The sequence below is a fragment of the Streptomyces lydicus genome, assembly GCF_004125265.1.
GTDB lineage: Bacteria > Actinomycetota > Actinomycetes > Streptomycetales > Streptomycetaceae > Streptomyces > Streptomyces lydicus_C.
In genome coordinates this window covers 5,602,210-5,627,392 of sequence record NZ_RDTE01000003.1, presented here as the reverse complement: position 1 = coordinate 5,627,392, position 25,183 = coordinate 5,602,210, and the positions used below count along the sequence as shown (strand labels likewise).

The 25,183-nt window shown below is 68.0% G+C and carries 13 protein-coding genes, 3 rRNA genes and 1 pseudogene; 6 read left to right on the top strand and 11 right to left on the bottom strand.

From position 1 onward, the window contains the following. Positions 1-18: 18 nt before the first annotated feature. From D9V36_RS27265 to mtnA, 4 genes and pseudogenes are all read right to left on the bottom strand, one after another. Positions 19-1,896, bottom strand: a pseudogene (locus D9V36_RS27265) (LpqB family beta-propeller domain-containing protein); the annotation flags it as partial. After that, positions 1,892-4,006 (bottom strand): MtrAB system histidine kinase MtrB, encoded by a 2,115-nt coding sequence (gene mtrB, locus D9V36_RS27260; RefSeq protein ID WP_431357700.1) that lies wholly within the window; start codon positions 4,004-4,006, stop codon positions 1,892-1,894. The pseudogene D9V36_RS27265 and the gene mtrB, both read right to left, overlap by 5 nt. Position 4,007: 1 nt before the next feature. Then, positions 4,008-4,685: a two-component system response regulator MtrA gene (gene mtrA, locus D9V36_RS27255; protein WP_088797934.1), complete on the bottom strand. Its 678-nt coding sequence runs from the start codon at positions 4,683-4,685 to the stop codon at positions 4,008-4,010. Further along, positions 4,682-5,848 (bottom strand): S-methyl-5-thioribose-1-phosphate isomerase, encoded by a 1,167-nt coding sequence (gene mtnA, locus D9V36_RS27250; RefSeq protein ID WP_129296070.1) that lies wholly within the window; start codon positions 5,846-5,848, stop codon positions 4,682-4,684. Before mtnA ends, mtrA begins: the two co-directional genes overlap by 4 nt. A 155-nt stretch (positions 5,849-6,003) precedes the next feature. Between mtnA and D9V36_RS27245 the strand changes: the two genes are divergently transcribed. Genes D9V36_RS27245 through D9V36_RS27225 form a run of 5 tightly spaced genes read left to right on the top strand, consistent with a single transcriptional unit; the run spans position 6,004 to position 11,875 of the window. Further along, positions 6,004-7,686 carry a DUF7544 domain-containing protein gene (locus tag D9V36_RS27245; RefSeq protein ID WP_129296069.1) on the top strand — a complete coding sequence of 561 codons (1,683 nt, stop codon included), beginning with the start codon at positions 6,004-6,006 and terminating at the stop codon, positions 7,684-7,686. Positions 7,687-7,690: 4 nt separating this feature from the next. Next, a complete protein-coding gene (locus D9V36_RS27240) occupies positions 7,691-8,383 on the top strand; it encodes a DUF4129 domain-containing protein (RefSeq protein WP_241721057.1) in 693 nt (230 codons plus the stop codon). After that, positions 8,380-9,609: a DUF4350 domain-containing protein gene (locus D9V36_RS27235; RefSeq protein ID WP_129296068.1), complete on the top strand. Its 1,230-nt coding sequence runs from the start codon at positions 8,380-8,382 to the stop codon at positions 9,607-9,609. Before D9V36_RS27240 ends, D9V36_RS27235 begins: the two co-directional genes overlap by 4 nt. Beyond that, a complete protein-coding gene (locus tag D9V36_RS27230; RefSeq protein ID WP_129296067.1) occupies positions 9,590-10,555 on the top strand; it encodes an AAA family ATPase in 966 nt (321 codons plus the stop codon). The genes D9V36_RS27235 and D9V36_RS27230 overlap by 20 nt, the downstream gene beginning before the upstream one ends. Positions 10,556-10,564: 9 nt before the next feature. Further along, positions 10,565-11,875 carry a DUF58 domain-containing protein gene (locus D9V36_RS27225; RefSeq protein ID WP_129296066.1) on the top strand — a complete coding sequence of 437 codons (1,311 nt, stop codon included), beginning with the start codon at positions 10,565-10,567 and terminating at the stop codon, positions 11,873-11,875. Positions 11,876-11,966: 91 nt separating this feature from the next. On the opposite strand, the gene D9V36_RS27220 is transcribed toward D9V36_RS27225, so the two are convergent. The 5 genes from D9V36_RS27220 to D9V36_RS27195 all read right to left on the bottom strand — a co-directional run bounded on the left by D9V36_RS27220 (position 11,967) and on the right by D9V36_RS27195 (position 20,887). Continuing rightward, on the bottom strand, positions 11,967-13,595 hold the full coding sequence (locus D9V36_RS27220) for an ISAzo13 family transposase (protein WP_129296065.1): 1,629 nt from the start codon (positions 13,593-13,595) through the stop codon (positions 11,967-11,969). Positions 13,596-13,981: 386 nt separating this feature from the next. Beyond that, positions 13,982-14,098, bottom strand: a 5S ribosomal RNA gene (gene rrf / locus D9V36_RS27215). Positions 14,099-14,171: 73 nt separating this feature from the next. Next, positions 14,172-17,295: ribosomal RNA gene (locus D9V36_RS27210) — 23S ribosomal RNA — on the bottom strand. 302 nt (positions 17,296-17,597) lie between these two features. Continuing rightward, positions 17,598-19,126 (bottom strand): 16S ribosomal RNA (locus D9V36_RS27205). The 16S, 23S and 5S rRNA genes sit together here, the layout of an rRNA operon. Before the next feature lie 753 nt (positions 19,127-19,879). Beyond that, the gene (locus tag D9V36_RS27195; protein WP_129296064.1) at positions 19,880-20,887 is read right to left on the bottom strand and encodes a stage II sporulation protein M; all 1,008 of its coding nucleotides are present in this window, start codon (positions 20,885-20,887) and stop codon (positions 19,880-19,882) included. A 112-nt stretch (positions 20,888-20,999) separates the two neighbouring features. Between D9V36_RS27195 and D9V36_RS43120 the strand changes: the two genes are divergently transcribed. Beyond that, the gene (locus tag D9V36_RS43120; protein WP_129296063.1) at positions 21,000-22,313 is read left to right on the top strand and encodes an RDD family protein; all 1,314 of its coding nucleotides are present in this window, start codon (positions 21,000-21,002) and stop codon (positions 22,311-22,313) included. Positions 22,314-22,622: 309 nt separating this feature from the next. Here the strand turns inward: D9V36_RS43120 and D9V36_RS27185 are convergent, their stop codons facing one another. Then, positions 22,623-23,237: a hypothetical protein gene (locus tag D9V36_RS27185; protein ID WP_129296062.1), complete on the bottom strand. Its 615-nt coding sequence runs from the start codon at positions 23,235-23,237 to the stop codon at positions 22,623-22,625. Between the two features lie 178 nt (positions 23,238-23,415). Beyond that, positions 23,416-24,873 (bottom strand): adenosylhomocysteinase, encoded by a 1,458-nt coding sequence (gene ahcY, locus D9V36_RS27180; protein WP_129296061.1) that lies wholly within the window; start codon positions 24,871-24,873, stop codon positions 23,416-23,418. Between the last annotated feature and the right edge of the window lie 310 nt (positions 24,874-25,183).

The window sequence follows — 25,183 nt, the reverse complement described above, 5'->3', positions numbered from 1 at the left end:
ACCGGGGCAACTCGGCACTCACCCGGGATAGACCGGCGCCGTCCCGTCCTTCGCCACGGTCTTCCAGTTCGCGTCCGGAGGCAGCCGCACTATGCCCTCCGTGGCATCGGCGATCAGCGGCCGGGTCTCGTCCTCCGAGGCCGCCACCGCGATGACGCCGTTGACGCCGGGCAGGGTCTGCGCGTTGGACGCCGAGCCGTCGGTCTCCATGAACTGCATCTGCTGCACTCCGCCGGACTCCCGCCCGACGACCACCAACCGGCTGCCGCCCGCCCAGGATGCGGCCACCACGTCCTCCAACTGCGGTGCGATCGGCCGCAGTTCCTGCACCGAGAGTTCCGGGTGCGCCGAACTCCCGCCACGCTCGACCCGGCCCAACTGGAGTGTCGTACGGCCCTTGTCCTCCACCAGGACCGCGATCCGGATGCCGTCGGCGGCCACCTTGATCGCCTTGATCCGGCGGTCGCCGAGACCGGGCACCGCGACCTTTTCCGGGGCACTCTTGCCCTCGCGCAGCCGCAGCAGCCGCGAACCGTGCGCATCGCGGTCCGCGATCCACAGATCGCCCAGGCCGTCCCAACTCGGCGCCGTCAGCCCCATATCGGGGCTCTTGGCCGAACCCGTACTGGTCACCAGCGGATCACCGCGCTCGATGCCGTCCTCCAACGGGGCCACATACAGCGACCGGCCGTCGCCCGACACACCCGCCGCGGTGTCCTCGCCGCGCGAGATGGCGACCGAGCGCAGCGGGGTCTTGCCGGTGCCGAACGGCCCGCGCACCGGCGTGGGTTCGGTCGCGGAGTCCGACATGCCGACGACCTTGTGGTCGGCGTCGATGAAGTACTCCTTGCCGGAGTGCCCGGTGCCCGGGGAGGGGGCGAAGTCCTGCTCGGCCTGCTCCTGGGACAGTGAACACAGCGAGTTGCCGCTGTTGTCCTGGAGCTCGACCTCGCTGATCTTCGAAGCCCGCGTCATGTCCTGGACGGTGAAGAAGAGCTGAGCCGCCATCTGCTTGCACTGGGTGGTGTCGGTGTTCACCGCGCCCTTGCTGAGCTTGACCCGCAGCGCGTTGGAGTCGTCCAGCGCCAGGTCGTGCGCGGCCAGCCGGGTGCCGGTCGGGAAGGCCGAGGTCGTCACGTGGTTCAGCCAGTCGGTGGGCCCGGACAGCAGCGCCTCCACACTGGCCGTGATCGGCTTTATTCGCTGCCGCAGATAGACCGGGTCCGCGACGAGCACGTTCCGGTTCGCCTTCGGCTCCTCCGACTCGGAGTTGTAGGACGCGAAGTAGTACTTGTTGACGGAGCGGTAGATGCGCTGGAAGTCCGACAGCCCGAGCACCAGCCCGTTGGGCAGCCGGTCGATCCGCCACTGTCCGTCCTCCTTGATGAGGTGGATCGTCTGGCGGTAGGGCTTCTCCTCAGGGGTGTAGGCGTGGTTGTCGTCCACCGCCGCCACCTGGCTGCCGGACAGGGTGACGGTGTAGCCGTTCGAGTCCTCCCGGTTGGGGAGCGCCTTCGGCTCGGGCTTCGGGCGCTCCTGGAGCACGTTGGTGACCTGGAACGGCCGCCAGGTCCGCTTCGCCGATTTGGCCAGATACTGGGTGGCCGTACGGAAATCCGCCTCGTCACTGGTCGTGGCATCGAGGAAGCTGCGGACGATGTTGGTCGGCTGCGCACCGTCCTGCGGGGGGACTCCGTAGACCCGCACCTGCGACTCGCCTTCGGAGCGCGGCGACTGGTCGACCGAGGTGACGTCCCCGCTGTCGGGCATCGACGCACAGCCGGCCAGCAGCGCCGCCGCACAGCCCAGCAGCAGGAATGTCCGCGCCGGCCCGGCTCCCCTGCGGGTGCGCGTACGGGGTCCGGTCCCCGCCTCGTGCCCGCCTCCGCGCTCAGTGTCCACGCAGCCCGCCTTCCCGATCCACGCCCCGTTCTGCTTCCTGCTCGGTCCGGTCCTCATCGGCCGGCTCGTCGGTGCGCGCGCTCTCGTCGCGCACCGTCTCGTCGCTCCCTGCGTCCCCGCTGTGCGGCACCACACGGGCACCGTTGCCGGGCAGCGCCGTCGGGTCGGCTGCCGGCCAGGACACCTTCGGCTCCAGGGCGGAGACTGCGGTGTCGGCCGCGTGTGACGCACGGGTCTGCACCGGGATCGTGGACGTCTTGCGCGCCGCTCCGGCTCGCGGCTGACCCGTCTCGTCCAGTCCGCGGTGGCGCCGCGAGTCCTCCGGCTCCAGAGGGATCGGGGACCCGCGCAGCGTCTCGCCGGCCGTACGGGGCAGCGTCAGCCGGAACTGCGAGCCGCCGCCCGGCTCGCCCCACGCCTGCAGCCAGCCGCCGTGCAGCCTGGCGTCCTCGACGGCGATGGACAGGCCCAGCCCCGTACCGCCGGTCGTACGGGCCCGGGCCGGATCCGCACGCCAGAAACGGTTGAAGACCCGGCCGGCCTCGCCGGGCTTGAGGCCGACGCCGTAGTCACGCACCGCGACGGCCACCGCGCCACCGCTCGGGCTGCCCGCGGACGCCAGCCGCACCACCACCTCGCGGCCCTCACCGTGCTCGACGGCGTTGACGACGAGGTTGCGCAGTATGCGCTCCACCCGGCGGGTGTCCGCCTCGGCGATCACCGGCTGCTCGGCGCCGCGCACCACTATCCGGGTGCCCTTGCGCTCGGCGAGCGGTTCGGCACCCTCGATGACGCGGTGCACCACATCGCGCAGATCGATCGGCTCGGCCTCCAGCGCGGCCGCCCCGGCGTCGAACCTGCTGATCTCCAGCAGCTCGGCGAGCAGGGATTCGAAGCGGTCGAGCTGGCCGCGCAGCAGCTCGGCGGAGCGCGCGGTGACGGGGTCGAACTCGTCCCGCACGTCGTGGATGACATCGGCCGCCATCCGTACGGTCGTCAGCGGCGTACGCAACTCGTGCGAGACGTCGGAGACGAATCGGCGCTGCATCCGCGACAGCTCCTCCAGCTGCTGGATCTTGACCTGGAGGTTCTGCGCCATCTTGTTGAAGGACTCGCCCAGCCGGGCGATGTCGTCCTCGCCGGTGACCTTCATCCGCTCCTGGAGGAGACCGGCGGCCAGCCGCTCGGAGATCCCCGCCGCCATCCGTACGGGCGTGACGACCTGCCGCACCACCAGCCAGGCGATCGCGCCGAGCAGGATCACGACGAACACCCCGGCCGTCGCCAGCGTCCCCGTCACCAGCTTCAGCGACTCCTCCTCCTGGCTGAACGGGAAGAGGTAGTAGAGCTGGTACTGGTTGCTGTTCACATCGTTGAGCCGCTTGCCGATGATCAACGCCGGTACGCCGTCGTCCGACCCGATGCGCTTGATCTCGGTGTACTGGCGGAACGTCCCGGATTTGGTCTCCAGCTTCCGCCGCAGCTCGGGGGGCACACTTCGCTCGGGATCGACATCGCCGGAGGCGCGCGGACCGCGGGTGCCGGGGCTGGAGTCACCGAACGGTTCGTCGGAATCGGAGCTGAGCGCCACCACGGAGAAGACGCCCTGCCCGCCGCTGGCGAGCTGTTCGACCAGGCCGGTCAGCCAGGTCGCGGAGTCCTGGGTGCCGCGGTTTCCGGTGCGCGCGGTGTCGTCGGGCCGGGTGTCGTCGGCGCCGTCGGCCATCTTCTGGGCGACGCTGAACCCGCCCACGGCCTGACTCTGCGCGGCCTGCGCCTTGGCCGTGAGCAGGCCGTTACGGACCTGGCCGACGACCACGACACCGAGCAGCAGCACCACGGCCAGCGACATCAGGAGCGTGGTCGCCACCACACGCAGCTGGATATTGCGCCGCCACAGCCGCAGGGCGGGCAGCAGCGGCCGCCGCACCCAGCGGCTGAAGAGCCGGAGCAGAGGGTGGACCGGCCCGCTCACCGCGCCGTCGGGCAGCAGCTGCCCCCCGCGCAGCAGCCAGGCGGACACCTTCCCCGAAAAGGACATATCGCCCGCCGGGTCGACGGTGCGCCCCCGCTTTCCCTCCGGGGCCGAACCGTCCCGGATCATCTCAGCTGGGCCCGGCCTTGTAGCCGACCCCGCGCACGGTCACCACGATCTCCGGCCGCTCCGGGTCCTTCTCGACCTTGGAGCGCAGCCGCTGCACATGGACATTGACCAGCCGGGTGTCGGCGGCGTGCCGATAGCCCCAGACCTGCTCCAGCAGCACCTCGCGCGTGAACACCTGCCACGGCTTGCGCGCCAGCGCCACCAGCAGATCGAACTCCAGCGGGGTCAGCGCGATCGACTGCCCCTCGCGCTTCACCGAGTGGCCGGCCACATCGATGACCAGATCACCGATCGCCAGCTGTTCGGGCGTCGGCTCCTCCGAACGCCGCAGCCGCGCCCGGATGCGGGCCACCAGCTCCTTGGGCTTGAACGGCTTGACGATGTAGTCGTCCGCGCCCGACTCGAGCCCGACCACCACATCCACCGTGTCGCTCTTGGCGGTCAGCATGACGATCGGCACTCCGGACTCGGCCCGGATCAGCCGGCACACCTCGATACCGTCCCGCCCCGGCAGCATCAGATCGAGCAGCACAAGATCGGGCTTGGTCTCGCGGAAGGCCGCGAGGGCCTTGTCACCGTCCGACACGAACGACGGCTCAAAACCTTCGCCACGCAGCACGATGCCGAGCATCTCTGCCAGTGCGGTGTCGTCGTCGACGACCAGGACGCGTCCCTTCATTCGGCCATCATCCCATTACCTGATCGTGACTTACTCCATCGTGACGTGGAACACACCTCTGCCAGCCCGTTCCGGGTCACCGGCGACACCACTCCGGCCTCGGTGACGATCGCCGTCACCAGGTCCGCCGGAGTGACGTCGAAGGCCGGGTTGTAGGCCTGTGCGCCCAGCGGCGCCACCTGTATGCCGGCGCCCGCCTCCACTCCGGGCCCCTGTGCGTACGGCAACGAGAACTCCGTCACTTCGTGGCCCGGCCGCTGCTCCACCTCGATGTCCGACCCCTCCTCGGTCTCCAGATCCACCGTGCTGGTCGGGGCCACCACCACGAACGGAACGTGGTGGTACCGCGCCAGCACCGCCAGTGGATAGCTGCCGATCTTGTTGGCCACCGAACCATCTGCCGCGATCCGGTCCGCGCCGATCAGCACCGCATCCACCTCACCCCCGGCGAACAGCGACCCTGCCGCGCCGTCCGGGAGCACCGTGTAGGCCATACCCGTGCGCGCGGCCTCGTAGGCGGTCAGCCGCGCCCCTTGCAGCAGCGGCCGCGTCTCGTCCACCCACAGCCGGCGCAGCTCACCGGCATGGTGCGCCGCCAGCGCCACCGCCAGGGCGGTGCCCTCGCCCCCGGACACCAGCGCACCCGCATTGCAGTGCGTGAGGATCCGGTGGCCGCCGCCCGGCAGCAGCTCGCCCAGCAGCGCCAGCCCGTGTTCCGCCATCCGTGCGCTGGCCTCGATGTCCTCGGCATGCACGGCCCGCGCCTCGGCCAGCGCAGCGGCCGCCTGGGCATCGGCTCCGCCGGCCGCCGCGGCGCGGTACGCGCCGGCCGCCCGCCGTACGCCGTAGCCCAGGTTGACCGCGGTCGGCCGGGCCTGCGCCAACGCCTCCACCGCTTCTTCCACGTCAAAGCCCCGCGCCGCGGCCAGTGCGACGCCATAGGCACCCGCGATGCCCAGCAGCGGCGCCCCGCGCACGGCGAGCGTCCGGATCGCCTCCACCAGCGCCGGGACGTCCGTGCAGACCCGCTCGACCTCCTCCGCCGGCAGCCGGGTCTGATCGAGGAGGACCACCACGGGCCCCTCGGGCGGCCCCTCCCAGCGCAACGACGGAATGGTGAGCGCCCCGGCGCCCGCCTCGGATACCTCGTACTGATCGCCCATTCGCTCAGTCTGCCGCCGATCGCCCCTCGAACAGAAGGTCCTCTCTCGCTCCGGGCACCGGTACACCACACCGACGGCCATGACACGATGACTGCCACCGCGGACCCCGCACCCCGGCCGCCGCGGCGGCGGACGGGCAGCAAGAAGGAGCGACGATGAACAACTCTCCGGGCTGGGCCTCGCCCGGATCCACTCCCTCCGACGAGCCGGGCCGCGGCACTCAGGAGCAGCCTCCTCGGGAAGAACAGCCCGCGCAGGAAGACCGGTCCGGCTCCGGCGAGCAGTCGCCCCCGCCGAACTGGTCCAAGGAACAGCCCCCCGCCGGCCGCTGGTCGGCCCCCACCGGCGTCCCCGGCCAGAGCGGCCCCCACGGGAGCGGTGGCCGCGCCAGCGGCGAGCGCTCCCGTGCCTCGTCGCACGGTACGGGCAGCCCCGGCCCGGGCGGCCCCGGTTGGGGCGGCAACCCCGGTCACCGGGGCAACCGCCCCGGCAGTCAGCCCCCTTGGGGCGGAGCCTGGGCACCCGGCCCGCAGGCCGCCAAGCCGGGCATCATTCCGCTGCGCCCGCTCGCCGTCGGCGAGATCCTCGACGGTGCGGTCGCCACCATGCGCGCCCACTGGCGCACGGTCCTCGGCATCTCGCTGATCGTCGCGGTCGTCGCACAAACCGCCATCACCGTGGTCAACGGCCTCTGGTTCCGGGGCGCCGGCCGCGCGCCTGCCCTGGCCGACGACAACGTCCCGCCCCTCCGCGAAACCCTGCAGCAGATGGTCAATGCGCTCGCTGCCAGCGGCATCACCGCGGCGATCGGGCTGCTCGCCGCCATCGTCGTGACGGGGCTGCTGACCATGGTCGTCAGCCGTGCCGTCCTGGGCCGCTCGGTGACCGCCGGGGAAGCCTGGCGCGATGCGCGTACCCAACTCCCGCGCCTGCTCGGGCTGCTCGTCCTGCTGCCCCTGCTCATCTCGGCGATATGCGCGGTCGGCGTGGCTCCCGGCCTCATCCTCACCGCCACCGGCACGCTGGAATCGGGGCTGCTCCTCACCCTGCTCGGCGGGCTGGCCGCCGGCATCGTGAGCATCTGGCTGGGGGTCCGCTACAGCCTCGCCTCCCCCGCCCTGATGCTGGAGAAGCAGGGCGTCATCAGCGCCATGCGCCGCTCCGCGAAGCTCGTACGGGGCGCCTGGTGGCGGGTGCTGGGGGTGCAGCTCCTCGCTTATCTCCTGGTCGGCATCGTCGAGTTCATCATCCAGATCCCGGCGACCATCGTCGCCTTCGTCATCGGCGGCGAGAGCCTCGTGGACTGGGCGAACGGCACCAGCGACACCACCAGCTGGCCTTTCCTGATCGTGCTGGGCATCGGAGCCGTCATCAGCTCCACCATCACCTTCCCGATCACCGCCGGCGTCACCGCGCTCCTGTACATGGACCAGCGCATCCGCCGCGAGGCACTCGACCTCGAACTCGCCCGCGCCGCAGGCCTCCCCGGCTACGGCACCGACGCTCCCCGCCCCCACCCGGCCACGCCCGCTCCCGCCGCCACGAGCACGACCGCCGACCACACACCGGCAACTGCCGCACCGGCCTCCGCCGGCCCCCCTGCGGACGGGGCGAAGAAGGACAACTCCGCCAACTCTGCCAACTCCGCGCCGAACGGCCCCCGTGCAGAAGACGCCCACACGGAGGACGCCCCGGAGGAAAGCACCGACGCGCACGGCCCCGAGGCGGGCACCGCGCCCGCCGAGAGCGCCACGCCCCCGCCCGCCCCGGCCACGGGCACCACCACGCCCGCCGAGGGTCCCGGCCCTCGCCCCGACGACGCCGCGCCGGGAAGCTGATGCGGTGACCAGAGGGGGGAACATGGCCGCGCTGGGGCGACTCACGGCGCGCCCCGAGGACGACATACCGGTGCGGACTCCACGCGTCCCCGCCCGCGAGGCGGCCGAACGCGAACTGTCCGACCCCCGGTACCACCAGCACGACCCCAACCCGATCCAGCAGGCCCTCGACTGGCTCTGGGCACACATCAACGAACTCGCCAACGCGGCCGCCGGCACCACCCCGGGTGGCTGGATCGGGCTCCTCGCCATCGCCGCCTGCGTCGTTCTGCTGCTCATCGCCCTCCGGCTGCGTCTCGGTGCGGTGCGCCGCACTCCGACCACGAACGGCGCGCTCTTCGCCGAAGCGCCCCGCACTGCCGCCGAACACCGGTCCGCAGCTGACCGCCACGCCGCCGAGGGCCACTGGAACCAGGCCATCCAGGACCGCATGCGGGCCCTCGTCCTCGCCCTGGAAGAGCGCACACTGCTCGCCCCCGGCCCGGGCCGCACCGCTGACGAGGCCGCCACCGAGGCCGGCCGCGCATTTCCCCGGCACGCCGACCAACTCCGCACCGCGGCCCGCACCTTCGACGACGTCACATACGGCGGCCGCCCCGGCACGGAAGCGGCATACGCCCTGCTGACCGGCCTCGACACCGATCTGCAGCACGCCAAGCCCGCCCTGGCCACCGCCCCGACCAGGAGCAGCGGATGACCGCGACCGCCACCGACGCCCCCGCGCCAACTCCCACCGCTCGTAGTCTGTGGACCCGGTTCCGCGGCCCGCTGCTGGCGCTGCTTCTTCTCGTCGTCAGCGGTGTGGTCCTCGGGGCCCTGCAGTCCGGAGAGCAGTACGGACGGCTCGACCCGCGCTCCGCCGACCGGACCGGGAGCCGGGCCCTGTCCCAACTCCTGGCCTCCCACGGCGTCACCACCCAGGTGGTGACCAGTTCCGAGGAGGCCGCCGCCGCGGCCGGGCCCGGCACCACGCTGCTCGTCACCGACCCCGACCTGCTGACACAAGATCAACTGACGGGCCTGCACACCGCCACCGCGCACACTCCCGGTCGCACCGTCCTGCTCGCCCCGCGGACGGCGACCCTCGAAACCTTCGCCCCCGGCGTCCGGATGGAGCCCCCGGCCCCTACCTCGGTACGCCGACCTGCCTGCTCGCTGCCGGATGCCCGCCGTGCGGGCAGTGCCCTCCTCGGCGGCCTCCGCTACGCCACCGCCGCCGACGGAGCCGATCGCTGCTATCCCGGCGCCGGCGCCCCCACCCTGCTGCGCCTTCCGGCCCCCGACAACGGCCGCGACACCGTGCTCCTCGGCTCCGCCGACCTCCTCTACAACCACCATCTCGCCGAGCACGGCAACGCCTCGCTGGCCCTTCAACTCCTCGGTACGCACCACCATCTGGTCTGGTACCTCCCCTCCGTGAGCGACCCGTCATCCGTTCAGGACGACCAGCGCGGTTTCCTCGACCTCATCCCCTCCGGCTGGCGCTGGGCCCTGCTCCAACTCGCCTTCGCCGCCGTGTTGGCGGCCCTGTGGCGCGCCCGCCGCCTCGGCCCGCTGGTTGCGGAAAGACTCCCCGTCACCATCCCGGCCGCCGAGACCACCGAGGGCCACGCCCGCCTCTACGAGCAGGCCAACGCCCGCGACCGGGCCGCTGACGTGCTGCGCTCCGCGACCCGCACGCGGCTCGCCCCTCTTCTCGGAGTGTCCTCGGCGCGCGCCCACACCGCCGACGTCCTCCTGCCTGCTCTCCACACCCACTTGACCTCCGCCGCCGGCACCGAAGCAGGACTCCATGCCCTGCTCTTCGGCCCGGCTCCCGCGGACGACAGAGCCTTGGTGCACCTGGCCGACCAACTCGACGCACTCGAATCCTCGATCGTTTCCCAAGAGAGGCACGCCCCCCGTGAGCACCCCGACCGCTGACAGCGCCCGAACCTCCCTGGAGGACCTGCGCACCGAGATAGCCAAGGCCGTCGTAGGCCAGGACCCCGCCGTCACCGGGCTGGTCGTCGCCCTGCTCTGCCGCGGTCATGTACTCCTCGAAGGCGCCCCCGGCGTCGCCAAGACCCTGCTCGTACGGGCCCTGTCGGCCGCCCTCGAACTCGACACCAAGCGCGTCCAGTTCACCCCCGACCTGATGCCGAGCGATGTCACCGGCTCACTGGTCTACGACGCCCGCAGCTCCGAGTTCTCCTTCCAGCCAGGCCCCGTCTTCACCAATCTCCTGCTCGCCGACGAGATCAACCGCACGCCTCCCAAGACCCAGGCGTCCCTGCTCGAAGCGATGGAAGAGCGGCAGGTGACCGTCGACGGCACAGCCCGCCCCCTCCCCGAGCCGTTCCTGGTGGCAGCCACGCAGAACCCCGTGGAATACGAGGGCACCTACCCACTCCCCGAGGCTCAGCTCGACCGCTTCCTGCTGAAACTGACGGTGCCGCTCCCCGCCCGCCACGACGAGATAGACATCCTCACCCGGCACGCAGCCGGCTTCAGCCCCCGTGACCTCGGCGCCGCAGGACTGCGCCCCGTTGCCTCCGCAGCCGACCTCGACGCTGCCCGGGCCGCGGTCGCCAAGACTGCCGTCTCCCCCGAAGTCACCGCCTATATCGTCGATATCTGCCGTGCCACCCGAGACTCCCCTTCGCTCTCTCTCGGCGTCTCCCCCCGAGGCGCCACCGCCCTGCTCTCCACGTCACGAGCCTGGGCCTGGCTCACCGGCCGCGACTATGTCACCCCTGACGACGTCAAGGCCCTTGCTCTTCCCACACTCCGACACCGCGTCCACCTCCGCCCCGAAGCGGAGATGGAAGGAGTCACCGCAGACTCCGTGATCAACGCCGTTCTCGCTCATCTCCCCGTCCCCCGCTGAGACGACACCGTGGCCCTTACCGGACGCACCGCCCTCATCTCCGCACTCGGAGCACTCTTCGTCGGCTTCGTGATGCCCAGCTGGCTCGGCGTCCTCCTCGTCCATCTCACCTTGCTGCTAGCAATTTTGTGCGACCTCCTGCTCGCCGCGCCAGTGCGAAAGCTGCATATCACCCGAACCGGTGATACGACAGTTCGACTCACAGGCGAAGCCTCCTCGCACCTCACCATCACCAACCCGAGCCGCCGCACCCTGCGCGCCACGATCCGCGACGCCTGGCCTCCGAGCACCTTCCACCCCGGTGCGGACACCTCCGAGTCCCGCCACACCCTCCGTATCCCCGCCGGCGAACGCCGCCGCCTCACCACGACGCTCCGCCCCACCCGCCGAGGCGACCATCAGGCGGTCCGCGTCACGGTCCGTTCCTTCGGCCCGCTCGGCCTGGCCGCCCGGCAAGGGAACCGGCACGTCCCCTGGACGCTGCGCGTCCTGCCCCCCTTCACCAGCCGCAAGCATCTCCCCGCCAAGCTCGCCCGTCTCCGCGAGCTCGACGGCCGCACCAGCATCCTCACCCGTGGCGAAGGAACCGAGTTCGACAGCCTCCGCGACTACACCCCCGGCGACGACACCCGCTCCATCGATTGGCGCGCCACCGCCCGCCGTCACACGCTCGCAGTCCGCACCTGGCGCCCCGAGCGCGACCGGCGCATCCTGCTCGTCCTGGAGACCGGCCGCACCTCCGCGGGCCGAGTCGGCGACATCCCCCGCCTCGACGCTTCCATGGACGCCGCCCTCCTGCTGGGCGCCCTCGCCGCCCGCGCGGGCGACCGCGTGGACCTGCTCGCCTACGACCGCCGCATACGCGCCTCCGTACAAGGCCGGACGGCACGCGACCTCCTCCCGGCCCTGACCGACGCCCTGGCGCCCCTCGAATCCGAACTGGTCGAGGCAGATGCCCGCGGCCTGGCCGCCACCATCCATCGCCGCACCCCGCGACGGTCCCTCATCGTGCTCTTCACCGGCCTGGACGCAGCCCCCGTGGAGGAAGCCCTCCTGCCCGTCCTCCCCGGCCTCGCCCAGCGCAACGAACTCATCGTCGCGGCGGTGGCCGATCCCCGCATCGAGGAAATGGCCGCCGGCCGTCACACCCCGCAGGCCGTCTACGCAGCCGCCGCAGCGGAACAGACCCACGCCGCCCGTCGCCGCACCGCAGACCGCCTCCGCCACCACGGCATCACCGTCATCGACTCCACCCCGTCCCGCCTGGCCCCCGACCTGGCCGACGCCTACCTCACCCTGAAGTCCACCGGCCGCCTGTAGATCCACCTGGCCCCCTCCCGAATACAAGCCCCCGGCAGAAGGCGACAGATACACCACCAAATATGTGGCGCGGCTAAGGGCTTGCAGATCATTAACACGTTGTCTTGATCATGCTGCTGGGGTCGCCACTCAGGGCTTGAACCCGAGCTTGGAGGGTTGTGAGGGCGGCGGGAGGGGTGGCTGCCGGCGGGATGACGATGCTGTGCGCCTTGAGCAGTGTCCTGATCTTCAGCAGGGTGCGGTGCATGGCGGTGCGGCTGCTGTCGAACAGCACGGCGAGGGGTTCCGCGGCCAGGGCGACCCGCAGGTGAAGGACGGCCGCCAGGACCTGGTCGGGGAAGGCGAGTCGGGGCGGGCGTCCGCGCTTGACGTCGCCGTCGACGGCCAAAGTGTCGGTGAGGTCGCTCAGTTGCTGCCGGGACATGCCGGTCAGGGCGGGGTCGGACAGCAGAGCACGGTCCCACTCCGGGGCCGGCTTTTGCGGAGTCCGGGGTGCTGGGATGGCAGGGCACAGATGGGGGTGCACGGCATAGTTCCAGTCGCCGTGGAAGGCGTGTCGGGTCAGTGGCAGGGCCGCCATCTCCGCGTCGCCGATCTGGACTCCGGTGGGGTAGGTGTTGGTGTCCAGCTCGGCCATGACGCGCAGTCCGGTGCGGGTGGTGGTCGCGGCGATGGACTGGACGATCACTTCGTGGCTGATCAGCGGGCGGCCGCGCCAGTTCATGGTGATGTGCGAGAAGAGCCGATGCTCGATCTTGTTCCACTTCGATGTGCCCGGCGGCAGGTGGCAAACGGTGATCGTCAGTCCTGTTTCGGCAGCGAGCCGGGCGAGTTCGAGCTTCCAGGCCCGGGTGCGGTAGCCATTCGAGCCGCCCGCGTCGGCGGTGATGAGCAGTCGTGTCGCCTGCAGGTAGGCGGCCCGGCCCTGGCCCGACCACCAGCGGCGGATCGATTCCACTGCGAACGCGGCGGTGTCGTGATCGGTGCCCACGTTGACCCAGCCGGTGTCCGCCGCGAGATCGTAGATCCCGTACGGGACGGCCTTGCCCAGCTGCGGGTCAGCGAAGTCATGGACGTTCACCGGCACCGGATCAGCCGCAGGCCGCCACTGGCGGCCGTTGTTCTTGAACTCGCCGACGAGCTCCTTCTTCTTGGTGTCCACGCTGATCACCGGCTGGCCCGCGTCCCGGTGATCGCGGGCCCGCTCGTTGAGATAGCGGAACTGGGCATCCCGGTCCGGATGTTGGCTTCCCTCGATGGTCTTGGCGTTGGCCTGCAGACTGAAGCCTTCCTCCCGCAGCAGGTCGGCGACGGTGTCCGCACTGACTTTGTGCCCGGCCCGGGCCAGCTCCCGCGCAAGGTTGCGGGTCGACTTGACCGTCCAACGCAGTGGCGACATCGGATCACCACGCTCGTCCGGCTCGACCAGCGCCAGCAGTGCAGGCCGCAGCCCCGGATCGAGATCCGCGACCCTCTTGCGGCCTCCGCCCGGCCGCCGCACCCGCCCCAGAGGCTCCTCGCCGGTCTCCAGCTCGAACACGCCCTTACGGACCGTGGTCTCACTCACCGAGGCCGACCGCGCGACGGCCCGAACACCACCGTGTCCCAGGACACGGGCCTCCGCGGCCATCAGTAGCCGTCGCTGCCGCTCATCCAGATGCGGGAACAACACCGCGAACTTCACAGCGAGTTGGGTACGGATCTCGTCCGGGATACGCATACCACACCAACGAGCCACGGGACGGGAAGCAACACCTTGATGATCTGCAAGCCCTAAAGGCTGTCCCGTAATGATCAACTGCGTCGGCCCGTCAGCTGAGTTCGTCGAGTGAGTGAAAGGCCATGCGTTCACCTGAGTCGACGACGACATCACAGACGCGGATCGCACCTGGGTGAACGACCACCACGACGGTCCCGCCCTGCTGCACCGGGTGGACCCACGACGCGGACTGACCACCGACGACTTCGCCGCGCTGATGACATGGGCAACCGGCCTTCACTGACTCCGTAAGCTGGTCGACGCCGGCAAGCAAGCTGAAGGGGCGGACGGGCCCGGAACGCAGAAAAGCCCCGCACCATAAGGTGCGGGGCTTCCCCACAATGATTGTTCGGCGGCGTCCTACTCTCCCACAGGGTCCCCCCTGCAGTACCATCGGCGCTGAAAGGCTTAGCTTCCGGGTTCGGAATGTAACCGGGCGTTTCCCTAACGCAATGACCACCGAAACACTATGAAGATATCAACCCGGCATAATCACAGGTCGTTACTTCAGAACCTACACAGTGGACGCGAGCAACTGAGGACAAGCCCTCGGCCTATTAGTACCAGTCAACTCCACCCGTTACCGGGCTTCCATATCTGGCCTATCAACCCAGTCGTCTACTGGGAGCCTTAACCCCTCAAAGGAGGTGGGAGTACTCATCTCGAAGCAGGCTTCCCGCTTAGATGCTTTCAGCGGTTATCCTTTCCGAACGTAGCCAACCAGCCATGCCCTTGGCAGGACAACTGGCACACCAGAGGTTCGTCCGTCCCGGTCCTCTCGTACTAGGGACAGCCCTTCTCAATACTCCTACGCGCACAGCGGATAGGGACCGAACTGTCTCACGACGTTCTAAACCCAGCTCGCGTACCGCTTTAATGGGCGAACAGCCCAACCCTTGGGACCGACTCCAGCCCCAGGATGCGACGAGCCGACATCGAGGTGCCAAACCATCCCGTCGATATGGACTCTTGGGGAAGATCAGCCTGTTATCCCCGGGGTACCTTTTATCCGTTGAGCGACGGCGCTTCCACAAGCCACCGCCGGATCACTAGTCCCTACTTTCGTACCTGCTCGACCCGTCAGTCTCACAGTCAAGCTCCCTTGTGCACTTACACTCAACACCTGATTGCCAACCAGGCTGAGGGAACCTTTGGGCGCCTCCGTTACCCTTTAGGAGGCAACCGCCCCAGTTAAACTACCCACCAGACACTGTCCCTGATCCGGATCACGGACCCAGGTTAGACATCCAGCACGACCAGAGTGGTATTTCAACAATGACTCCACCATGACTGGCGTCATAGCTTCAAAGTCTCCCACCTATCCTACACAAGCCGAACCGAACACCAATATCAAGCTATAGTAAAGGTCCCGGGGTCTTTCCGTCCTGCTGCGCGAAACGAGCATCTTTACTCGTAATGCAATTTCACCGGGCCTATGGTTGAGACAGTCGAGAAGTCGTTACGCCATTCGTGCAGGTCGGAACTTACCCGACAAGGAATTTCGCTACCTTAGGATGGTTATAGTTACCACCGCCGTTTACTGGCGCTTAAGTTCTCAGCTTCGCCACACCGAAATGTGACTAACCGGTCCCCTTAACGTTCCAGCACCGGGCAGGCGTCAGTCCGTATACATCGCCTTACGGCTTCGCACGGACCTGTGTTTTTAGTAAACAGTCGCTTCTCGCTGGTCTCTGCGGCCACCACCAGCTCACCGAGTAAATCGGATCACCAGCAATGGCCCCCCTTCTCCCGAAGTTACGGGGGCATTTTGCCGAGTTCCTTAACCATAGTTCACCCGAACGCCTCGGTATTCTCTACCTGACCACCTGAGTCGGTTTAGGGTACGGGCCGCCATGAAACTCGCTAGAGGCTTTTCTCGACAGCATAGGATCATCCACTTCACCACAATCGGCTCGGCATCAGGTCTCAGGCTTCATGCTGTCCGGATTTACCTGGACAACGCCCTACACCCTTACCCCGGGACAACCACCGCCCGGGCTGGACTACCTTCCTGCGTCACCCCATCACTTACCTACTACCACCTTGGATCAGCGGCTCCACCACTCCCCTACGCTCCGAAGAGCTCAGGGCGGCTTCACGGCCTTAGCATTAATGGATTCAATATTTGGCGCTTCAAAGCGGGTACCGGAATATCAACCGGTTGTCCATCGACTACGCCTGTCGGCCTCGCCTTAGGTCCCGACTTACCCTGGGCAGATCAGCTTGACCCAGGAACCCTTAGTCAATCGGCGCACACGTTTCCCACGTGTGTATCGCTACTCATGCCTGCATTCTCACTCGTGAACCGTCCACAACTCGTTTCCACGGCTGCTTCACCCGGCACACGACGCTCCCCTACCCATCACAACGGACGTTGGTCCTCATGTTGCAATGACACGACTTCGGCGGTGTGCTTGAGCCCCGCTACATTGTCGGCGCGGAATCACTTGACCAGTGAGCTATTACGCACTCTTTCAAGGATGGCTGCTTCTAAGCCAACCTCCTGGTTGTCTCTGCGACTCCACATCCTTTCCCACTTAGCACACGCTTAGGGGCCTTAGTCGATGCTCTGGGCTGTTTCCCTCTCGACCATGGAGCTTATCCCCCACAGTCTCACTGCCGCGCTCTCACTTACCGGCATTCGGAGTTTGGCTAAGGTCAGTAACCCGGTAGGGCCCATCGCCTATCCAGTGCTCTACCTCCGGCAAGAAACACACGACGCTGCACCTAAATGCATTTCGGGGAGAACCAGCTATCACGGAGTTTGATTGGCCTTTCACCCCTAACCACAGGTCATCCCCCAGGTTTTCAACCCTGGTGGGTTCGGTCCTCCACGAAGTCTTACCTCCGCTTCAACCTGCCCATGGCTAGATCACTCCGCTTCGGGTCTTGGGCACGCTACTCAACGCCCTCTTCGGACTCGCTTTCGCTACGGCTTCCCCACACGGGTTAACCTCGCAACATACCGCAAACTCGCAGGCTCATTCTTCAAAAGGCACGCAGTCACGACTGCATGTGCAAGCACATACAGCGACGCTCCCACGGCTTGTAGGCACACGGTTTCAGGTACTATTTCACTCCGCTCCCGCGGTACTTTTCACCATTCCCTCACGGTACTATCCGCTATCGGTCACCAGGGAATATTTAGGCTTAACGGGTGGTCCCGCCAGATTCACACGGGATTTCTCGGGCCCCGTGCTACTTGGGTGGTTCTCAAACGAGCCGTCAATGTTTCAGCTACGGGGGTCTTACCCTCTACGCCGGACCTTTCGCATGTCCTTCGCCTACATCAACGGTTTCTGACTCGTCTCACAGCCGGCAGACTGTGAAAGAGAACTCCCACAACCCCAGCCACGCAACCCCTGCCGGGTATCACACGTAACTGGTTTGGCCTCATCCGGTTTCGCTCGCCACTACTCCCGGAATCACGGTTGTTTTCTCTTCCTGCGGGTACTGAGATGTTTCACTTCCCCGCGTTCCCTCCACACTGCCTATGTGTTCAGCAGCGGGTGACAGCCCATGACGACTGCCGGGTTTCCCCATTCGGACACCCCCGGATCAAAGCTCGGTTGACAGCTCCCCGGGGCCTATCGCGGCCTCCCACGTCCTTCATCGGTTCCTGGTGCCAAGGCATCCACCGTGCGCCCTTAAAAACTTGGCCACAGATGCTCGCGTCCACTGTGCAGTTCTCAAGCAACGACCAGCCACCCGTCACAACCCACCGAAGTGAGCCTTTACCGGGGCCGGCATCGCGAAGGTCCAGACTCACAGTCCGTACCCTCAGATACCCAACAACGTGCCCGGCCCACTTCACCGATCACCACGTTCCACGCCGAAGCAGTACTAGTGACAACCAATCAAGTGTGCCGAATAGTCAACGTTCCACCCATGAGCTAACCACCGCCGGACGTTTGCCGGCGTAGTGGCTCTGGACAACCTTGCGGCTGCCTAGATGCTCCTTAGAAAGGAGGTGATCCAGCCGCACCTTCCGGTACGGCTACCTTGTTACGACTTCGTCCCAATCGCCAGTCCCACCTTCGACGATTCCCTCCCACAAGGGGTTGGGCCACCGGCTTCGGGTGTTACCGACTTTCGTGACGTGACGGGCGGTGTGTACAAGGCCCGGGAACGTATTCACCGCAGCAATGCTGATCTGCGATTACTAGCAACTCCGACTTCATGGGGTCGAGTTGCAGACCCCAATCCGAACTGAGACCGGCTTTTTGAGATTCGCTCCACCTCGCGGTATCGCAGCTCATTGTACCGGCCATTGTAGCACGTGTGCAGCCCAAGACATAAGGGGCATGATGACTTGACGTCGTCCCCACCTTCCTCCGAGTTGACCCCGGCAGTCTCCTGTGAGTCCCCATCACCCCGAAGGGCATGCTGGCAACACAGAACAAGGGTTGCGCTCGTTGCGGGACTTAACCCAACATCTCACGACACGAGCTGACGACAGCCATGCACCACCTGTACACCGACCACAAGGGGGACCCTGTCTCCAGGGTTTTCCGGTGTATGTCAAGCCTTGGTAAGGTTCTTCGCGTTGCGTCGAATTAAGCCACATGCTCCGCTGCTTGTGCGGGCCCCCGTCAATTCCTTTGAGTTTTAGCCTTGCGGCCGTACTCCCCAGGCGGGGAACTTAATGCGTTAGCTGCGGCACGGACGACGTGGAATGTCGCCCACACCTAGTTCCCAACGTTTACGGCGTGGACTACCAGGGTATCTAATCCTGTTCGCTCCCCACGCTTTCGCTCCTCAGCGTCAGTATCGGCCCAGAGATCCGCCTTCGCCACCGGTGTTCCTCCTGATATCTGCGCATTTCACCGCTACACCAGGAATTCCGATCTCCCCTACCGAACTCTAGCCTGCCCGTATCGAATGCAGACCCGGGGTTAAGCCCCGGGCTTTCACATCCGACGTGACAAGCCGCCTACGAGCTCTTTACGCCCAATAATTCCGGACAACGCTTGCGCCCTACGTATTACCGCGGCTGCTGGCACGTAGTTAGCCGGCGCTTCTTCTGCAGGTACCGTCACTCTCGCTTCTTCCCTGCTGAAAGAGGTTTACAACCCGAAGGCCGTCATCCCTCACGCGGCGTCGCTGCATCAGGCTTTCGCCCATTGTGCAATATTCCCCACTGCTGCCTCCCGTAGGAGTCTGGGCCGTGTCTCAGTCCCAGTGTGGCCGGTCGCCCTCTCAGGCCGGCTACCCGTCGTCGCCTTGGTAGGCCATCACCCCACCAACAAGCTGATAGGCCGCGGGCTCATCCTTCACCGCCGGAGCTTTCCACCACCAGACCATGCGGTCGGTAGTCGTATCCGGTATTAGACCCCGTTTCCAGGGCTTGTCCCAGAGTGAAGGGCAGATTGCCCACGTGTTACTCACCCGTTCGCCACTAATCCCCTCCCGAAGGAGGTTCATCGTTCGACTTGCATGTGTTAAGCACGCCGCCAGCGTTCGTCCTGAGCCAGGATCAAACTCTCCGTGAATGTTTACTCGGCCAGTAAATAAATTACAGCCGGTGAACACACACGAGAGCGGAACGAGCGGACGGAATAGGTCTGCTCGTTCACAGCGTCCTCGCTGTGTGTGCCACCCCGACCCGTGGGCCGTGGTGGGCTTTCAAAGGAACCTCATCCGCCGGATGTTTCCGGTGGACGGGGTATCAACATATCTGGCGTTGACTTTTGGCACGCTGTTGAGTTCTCAAGGAACGGACGCTTCCTTTGTTCCTGTTTCACCAGGATCTCCGGGCGCTTCCCTTCGGTCTTGCGTTTCCGACTCTATCAGATCCTTGCGGGCCCGATTTTCGCCGGTGCGTTTCCGCCTTTCGGCTTCTTCGCGTTTCCAACCTTACCAGATCCGTTTCCGTGTCCGGCGCCCTGTTGGAGCGGGTCGGCCGTTCCGCTTTCGCTTTCCGGCCTTTCCGACTCTACCAGACCCGATTTCGTTCCGTTGCCGGTCCGAATTCGTTTCCGATTCCCCGTCGGAGGGGGGTGCCTTTTGGCTTTTCCGACTTTATCAGAAGGGATTCGGTCGAATTGATCGACCGGAGCTTCCGGTAAGTGGTCGGTTGCGCCTCGCCGAAGAGAAATTCCGGCCGAAGCGGAGATGATGCTAACCGTCGCGAATGAACTTGTCCAGTTCGTTGCAACCGTTCGAATCTACCTCCCCCTGGGGCTCGTGTCAACGGGCTCCTGGGGCGAAGAGGAGATTAGCAGGTCAGCGGGGCTGGATGCACATCACGCGGCGGTCGGGACGGTGGCTTCGCGGTCGGCGGGGTCCACGTCGCCGGTGGCTCCGGCACGTACGGCGCGGCCGCCCTGGACGTAGACGTAGAGGAGGAAGGCGAGTTCGGCGACGATGCCGATGCCGATGCGGGCCCAGGTGGGCAGGCCGGAGGGGGTGACGAAGCCTTCGAGGGCGCCGGATACGAAGAGCACCGCGGCGAGTCCGATGGCGACGCCGAGGGCGGAGCGGCCTTCCTGGGCCAGGGCGGTTCGGCGGGTGCGGGGACCGGGGTCGATGAGGGTCCAGCCCAGGCGAAGACCGATGCCGGCCGCGATGAAGACGGCGGTCAGTTCGAGGAGGCCGTGCGGAAGGATCAGTCCGAGGAAGGTATCGAGGCGGCCGGCCGAGGACATCAGGCCGATGCCGACGCCCAGGTTGAGCATGTTCTGGAAGAGGATCCACAGGACGGGGAGGCCGGCGAAGGCTCCGAGGACGAGACACAGGGCGACGGCCTGGGCGTTGTTCGTCCATACCTGGGCGGCGAAAGCTGCGGCGGGATGGCTGGAGTAGTAGGTCTCGTACTCGCCGCCGGGGCGGGTCATATTGCGTAGGTCCTCCTGGGCGCCGATCGCCGCCTGGAGGTCGGGGTGGGCGGCGATCCACCAGCCGAGGAGGGCGGCGACCGCGGTGGAGAGGATCGCGGTCGGGATCCACCAGTGGCGCAGGCGGTAGACCGCCGCGGGGAAAGCCGTGGTGAAGAAGTGGGCGGTGTCCCGCCAGGAGGCCTTGCGGGCGCCGGTGACCGTACTGCGGGCGCGGGCCACCAGAGAGGTGAGGCGGCTGGTCAGCACCGGGTCCGGGGCGCTGGAGAGGAGGAGGGAGAGGTGGGTGGTGGTGCGCTGGTAGAGGGCGACCAGTTCGTCGGCCTCGGCTCCGGTGAGGCGGTGTTTGCGGTGGAGCAGGGTGTCGAGGCGGTCCCATTCGGCGCCATGGGCCGTGACGAAGACATCGAGGTCCATGTGGTGTCGCTCCTCGCAGCGCCGTGGGTGGGGGCCGGATCAGCTTGGCAGACTGGCCGTGTCCGGCGTGGGGTGGGCGGGACACCGGGGAGCGAGAGGGAGTGAGCGCGGCGTGAGTGGACTCGTCACGGGTGAAGCGGTGGTGCTGGGGCTGCGGCCGGCCAGGCTCCCGAGCCGGGGTCTGGCGGTGGCCGTCGATGTGGCGGTGGCCTGGGCGGTCTACCTCGGGGCCTCGCTGCTGCTGTTGAGTGCGACCTCGTCGATGGACAGTGCGGCGGTGGCGGCCGTATCAGTGGCCACGTTCGTGCTGGTGCAGGTCGGGATACCCATCGCCATCGAGACGCTGAGCCGTGGGCGGTCGCTGGGGAAACTGGTCTGCGGGCTGCGGGTCGTACGGGAGGACGGCGGGCCGATCCGGTTCCGGCAGGCGTTGGTGCGCGGGGCGGTGGGGGCCGTCGAGATCGTGATGACGATGGGGGTGGTGGCGGCCGTCGCCTCTCTGCTGTCGGCGCGGGGGCGCCGGGTCGGGGACGTGTTCGCGGGGACGTTGGTCATACGGGAGCGGATGCCCGTGGAGGAGGCGGGGACGGCGCTGCCGCCTCCGCCTTCGTGGCTGGCGGCGGAGGTCGGGGCGCTGGATCTGTCGCGAGTGCCCGATGGGTGGTGGCTGACGGTGCGGCAGTACCTGACGCGGATGGGGCAGCTCGATCCGGAGGTCGGCGGGGCCATGGCGGGGCGGCTGGCGGAGGATCTGCGGGAGTTCACCGGGGTGCCGGGGCCTGCAGGGGTGCATCCGGCGGCGTATCTGGCGGCGGTGGTCGGGGAACGGCAGGCGCGGGAGTCGCGGCCGGTGTTCGGGGCGTCGGTGGCTGCGGACGGGCCGGCAGGCGGGACAGCAGCGGCCGGCGGTACGACGGAGGGCGACGGGACGGCGACTGCTGTGGGCGGGATGACGGCTGGCGGCGGGGCGACAGCGGGCGGCGGGGGCGTTGTCGGCGGTGGGGAGTCTTGGCGTGGGGAGCCGGAGGCGTCGGTTCGGTCTGTGGGGGTGGCGGAGGGTGCCGCGTCGTCCGGTGGTGCAGGAGGCCCGGGGGCGGCAGGGGCCCCGGGGGCGGTAGAGGAACTGGGGACGGCGGAGGGACTGGGGGCGGCGGAGGGCCTGGTGACGGCAGGGAATGCGGTGTCGTCGATCTCGGCAGTGGTGTCGTCGGCCGCGGCTGGGGGCTGGGCGCCGCCCGGGGGTGGGGTCGGGTCTCCTGGGGGCGGGGCTCCCGGGGCCGGAGGTGCGTCCCGGGCCCGGGACGAGTCGGCGTGCCGGGACGGTGCGGGGGCGTTCGGGGGGCTGGAGCAGTGGGAGCGTCGGGGTGATGAGGAGAGTGGCGGAGCGGGGAGGCCGCCGCGTACGGGGTTTGCACCGCCGGTGTGAGGCCCCGGTGAGGGGTGGGGGATGTGGGAGCCGGGCGGCGGGTAGGCCCGGCGGGTAGGCCCGGCATGTGTGGGGCGGTGGGGCGGTGGGGTGGGGCCGGGGGGCGCCGGTTCGGACCTGGCGTATGTGGTGGTCGCGGCAGGGCACGGCTCCGCGTCGGCCCATGGCGCGTCTCGTGGCAGGTCGTGCGCAGGGCCCGGCAGGAGCGTGGGCGCGTAGGCCTGTGCCGTCACGGGGACTGCCGTGCCGGACGCGCCGCGACGGGCCTGCCCGCGGCGGTGAAGGGCAGGAATCGGCCGAGCAGGCGTGTCAGGGGAACGTCGACGGTGGGGATTCGAGGGATTCGAGTTCGATGCCGGGGGCGGAGAGGACCACGTCGCCGGCGATGTGGACGGTGTGCTGTTCGCCGGTCTCCAGGTCGTTGACCTGGTATTCGTCGGCGATCAGGGGGGCGTTGTCAGTGGCGTGTGGTGTGCTTTTCCGCAGGGCCCAGGACTGGTCGAGCGTGCGGGGGGCGAGGACGGGGGGCGTGAAGGCGACGAGGCGGGTGCGGACGGCGCCGGCACCGAGCGCGGGGCGCAGGAGGCGCGCGGTGGCGATGAGGAAGGCGGGGGACGCGCCGGTGAAGGCGTGGGCGGGGACGTTGCCCTCGGTGGCGTGTTCACCGGTCGGGTCGGTGCGTACCCAGGTGACGCCCTCCAGGGCGGCGCCGCGGACCTGCCAGGCGGAGGCGTGGAGTTCGAGGCGGAGGGGCCGGCCGAGTTCGTCGAGGGTGAGGTCGACGGAGCCGGTGTGCTCGCCGGAGGGGCTGACGATCTGGGAGACATAGCGCCAGCCCGAGGGGCCGGTGGCGCAGTGGAAGTGCTCTTCACCGAGGGGGGTGTGATCGTGCGGGTCGTGGAGGGAGTAGTGGCCGCGGGGCATAGGGGGTCGAGTCCTTCGGGCGGCGGCGTGCCGGTGAGTCGGGGGCGGCGGGTGTGTCCGGGGTCCTCATGGGCCAGGCCCCCGCCGTGAGGGGCGAGGGCCTGGGGTCACCGGCTGCTGTGGGGAGCACCAGCGGTCGGCGGGGCCGACCGGTTGGTGATCGCCCGCTGGAGCCGGATCAGTAGCGGTAGTGGTCGGGCTTGTACGGGCCCTCGACCTGGACGCCGATGTAGGCGGCCTGCTCGGGACGCAGCTCGGTGAGCTTGACGCCCAGCGCGTCGAGGTGGAGACGGGCCACCTTCTCGTCCAGGTGCTTGGGCAGCACATAGACGTCGGTGGGGTACTCCTCGGGCTTGGTGAACAGCTCGATCTGGGCCAGCGTCTGGTCCGCGAACGAGTTGGACATGACGAAGGAGGGGTGACCGGTGGCGTTGCCCAGGTTGAGCAGGCGGCCCTCGGACAGCACGATCAGGACCTTGCCGTCCGGGTGGGTCCAGGTGTGGACCTGGGGCTTGACCTCCTCCTTGACGATGCCCTCGAGCTTCGCCAGGCCGGCCATGTCGATCTCGTTGTCGAAGTGGCCGATGTTGCCCACGATCGCCTGGTGCTTCATCTGCGCCATGTGCGACGCCATGATGATGTCCTTGTTGCCGGTCGTGGTGACGAAGATGTCGGCGGTCTCGACGACGTCCTCGAGGGTGGTGACCTGGTAGCCGTCCATCGCGGCCTGCAGGGCGCAGATCGGGTCGACCTCGGTGATGATGACGCGGGCGCCCTGGCCGCGCAGGGACTCGGCGCAGCCCTTGCCGACGTCGCCGTAGCCGCAGACCACGGCCGTCTTGCCGCCGATCAGGACATCGGTGGCACGGTTGATGCCGTCGATGAGGGAGTGACGGCAGCCGTACTTGTTGTCGAACTTCGACTTCGTCACGGCGTCGTTCACGTTGATCGCCGGGAAGAGCAGTTCCCCGTCCCGGTGCATCTCGTACAGACGGTGCACGCCCGTCGTGGTCTCCTCGGTGACCCCGCGGATCTCGGAGGCCAGGTTCGTCCACTTCTGCGGGGCCTCGTCCAGCGTGCGGGTCAGCAGCTCCAGGATCGCGCGGTGCTCGTCGCTCTCCGCGGTCTCCAGCGCCGGGACCTTGCCGGCCTTCTCGTACTCGACGCCCTTGTGGACCAGGAGGGTGGCGTCACCACCGTCGTCGAGGATCATGTTCGGGCCGCCGGTGGGCGAGTTCGGCCAGGTCAGCGCCTGCTCCGTGCACCACCAGTACTCCTCCAGCGACTCGCCCTTCCAGGCGAAGACCGGGATGCCCTGAGGGTCTTCCGGGGTGCCGTTCGGGCCGACCGCGATGGCGGCGGCGGCGTGGTCCTGGGTGGAGAAGATGTTGCAGGACGCCCAGCGGACCTCGGCGCCCAGGGCGGCCAGGGTCTCGATCAGGACGGCGGTCTGCACGGTCATGTGCAGGGAACCGGTGACCCGGGCACCCGCCAGCGGCTGGGCGGCGGCGTACTCCTTGCGGATCGCCATCAGGCCGGGCATCTCGTGCTCGGCGAGGGTGATCTCCTTGCGGCCGAAGGCGGCGAGGGACAGGTCGGCGACCTTGAAGTCCTGGCCGGTGGCTGCTGTCGTCATGCGGGCTGCTCCTCGAGCGTCGAGGTGGATGGGCTGGCAGTCTGCGGCGCGGGCCGGGTCCCCGGTGAGGACCGGGGCGTATACGAGCGTACGCGGAAGCGGACGCACCCCTCCCGTTGGCCGCAGCGCAGTCCGTCGGAGGCCCTCTCTCCCTCGGCCGGTCCGCGGTGCGGGCCGCCCGACCGCCATCAGCAGCGACGTCTGGCACTGGTCACGAATCTACACCGATCGGCCCGGTGAACCCCAGCCAGGAGGGGCCGGGGCGGGGACGGTGCCGGTCGGGTGGGGCGGCGGGGCGGGTGGTGTTCGC

What these genes read in the sequence shown, in the direction of transcription:
- ahcY (WP_129296061.1), bottom strand. Translation starts at nt 24,873, where the DNA reads ATGACGACAGCAGCCACCGGCCAGGACTTCAAGGTCGCCGACCTGTCC.
- D9V36_RS27185 (WP_129296062.1), bottom strand. Translation starts at nt 23,237, where the DNA reads ATGCCCCGCGGCCACTACTCCCTCCACGACCCGCACGATCACACCCCC.
- mtnA (WP_129296070.1), bottom strand. Translation starts at nt 5,848, where the DNA reads ATGGGCGATCAGTACGAGGTATCCGAGGCGGGCGCCGGGGCGCTCACC.
- D9V36_RS27235 (WP_129296068.1), top strand. Translation starts at nt 8,380, where the DNA reads ATGACCGCGACCGCCACCGACGCCCCCGCGCCAACTCCCACCGCTCGT.
- mtrA (WP_088797934.1), bottom strand. Translation starts at nt 4,685, where the DNA reads ATGAAGGGACGCGTCCTGGTCGTCGACGACGACACCGCACTGGCAGAG.
- D9V36_RS27245 (WP_129296069.1), top strand. Translation starts at nt 6,004, where the DNA reads ATGAACAACTCTCCGGGCTGGGCCTCGCCCGGATCCACTCCCTCCGAC.
- D9V36_RS27220 (WP_129296065.1), bottom strand. Translation starts at nt 13,595, where the DNA reads ATGCGTATCCCGGACGAGATCCGTACCCAACTCGCTGTGAAGTTCGCG.
- mtrB (WP_431357700.1), bottom strand. Translation starts at nt 4,006, where the DNA reads ATGATCCGGGACGGTTCGGCCCCGGAGGGAAAGCGGGGGCGCACCGTC.
- D9V36_RS27195 (WP_129296064.1), bottom strand. Translation starts at nt 20,887, where the DNA reads ATGGACCTCGATGTCTTCGTCACGGCCCATGGCGCCGAATGGGACCGC.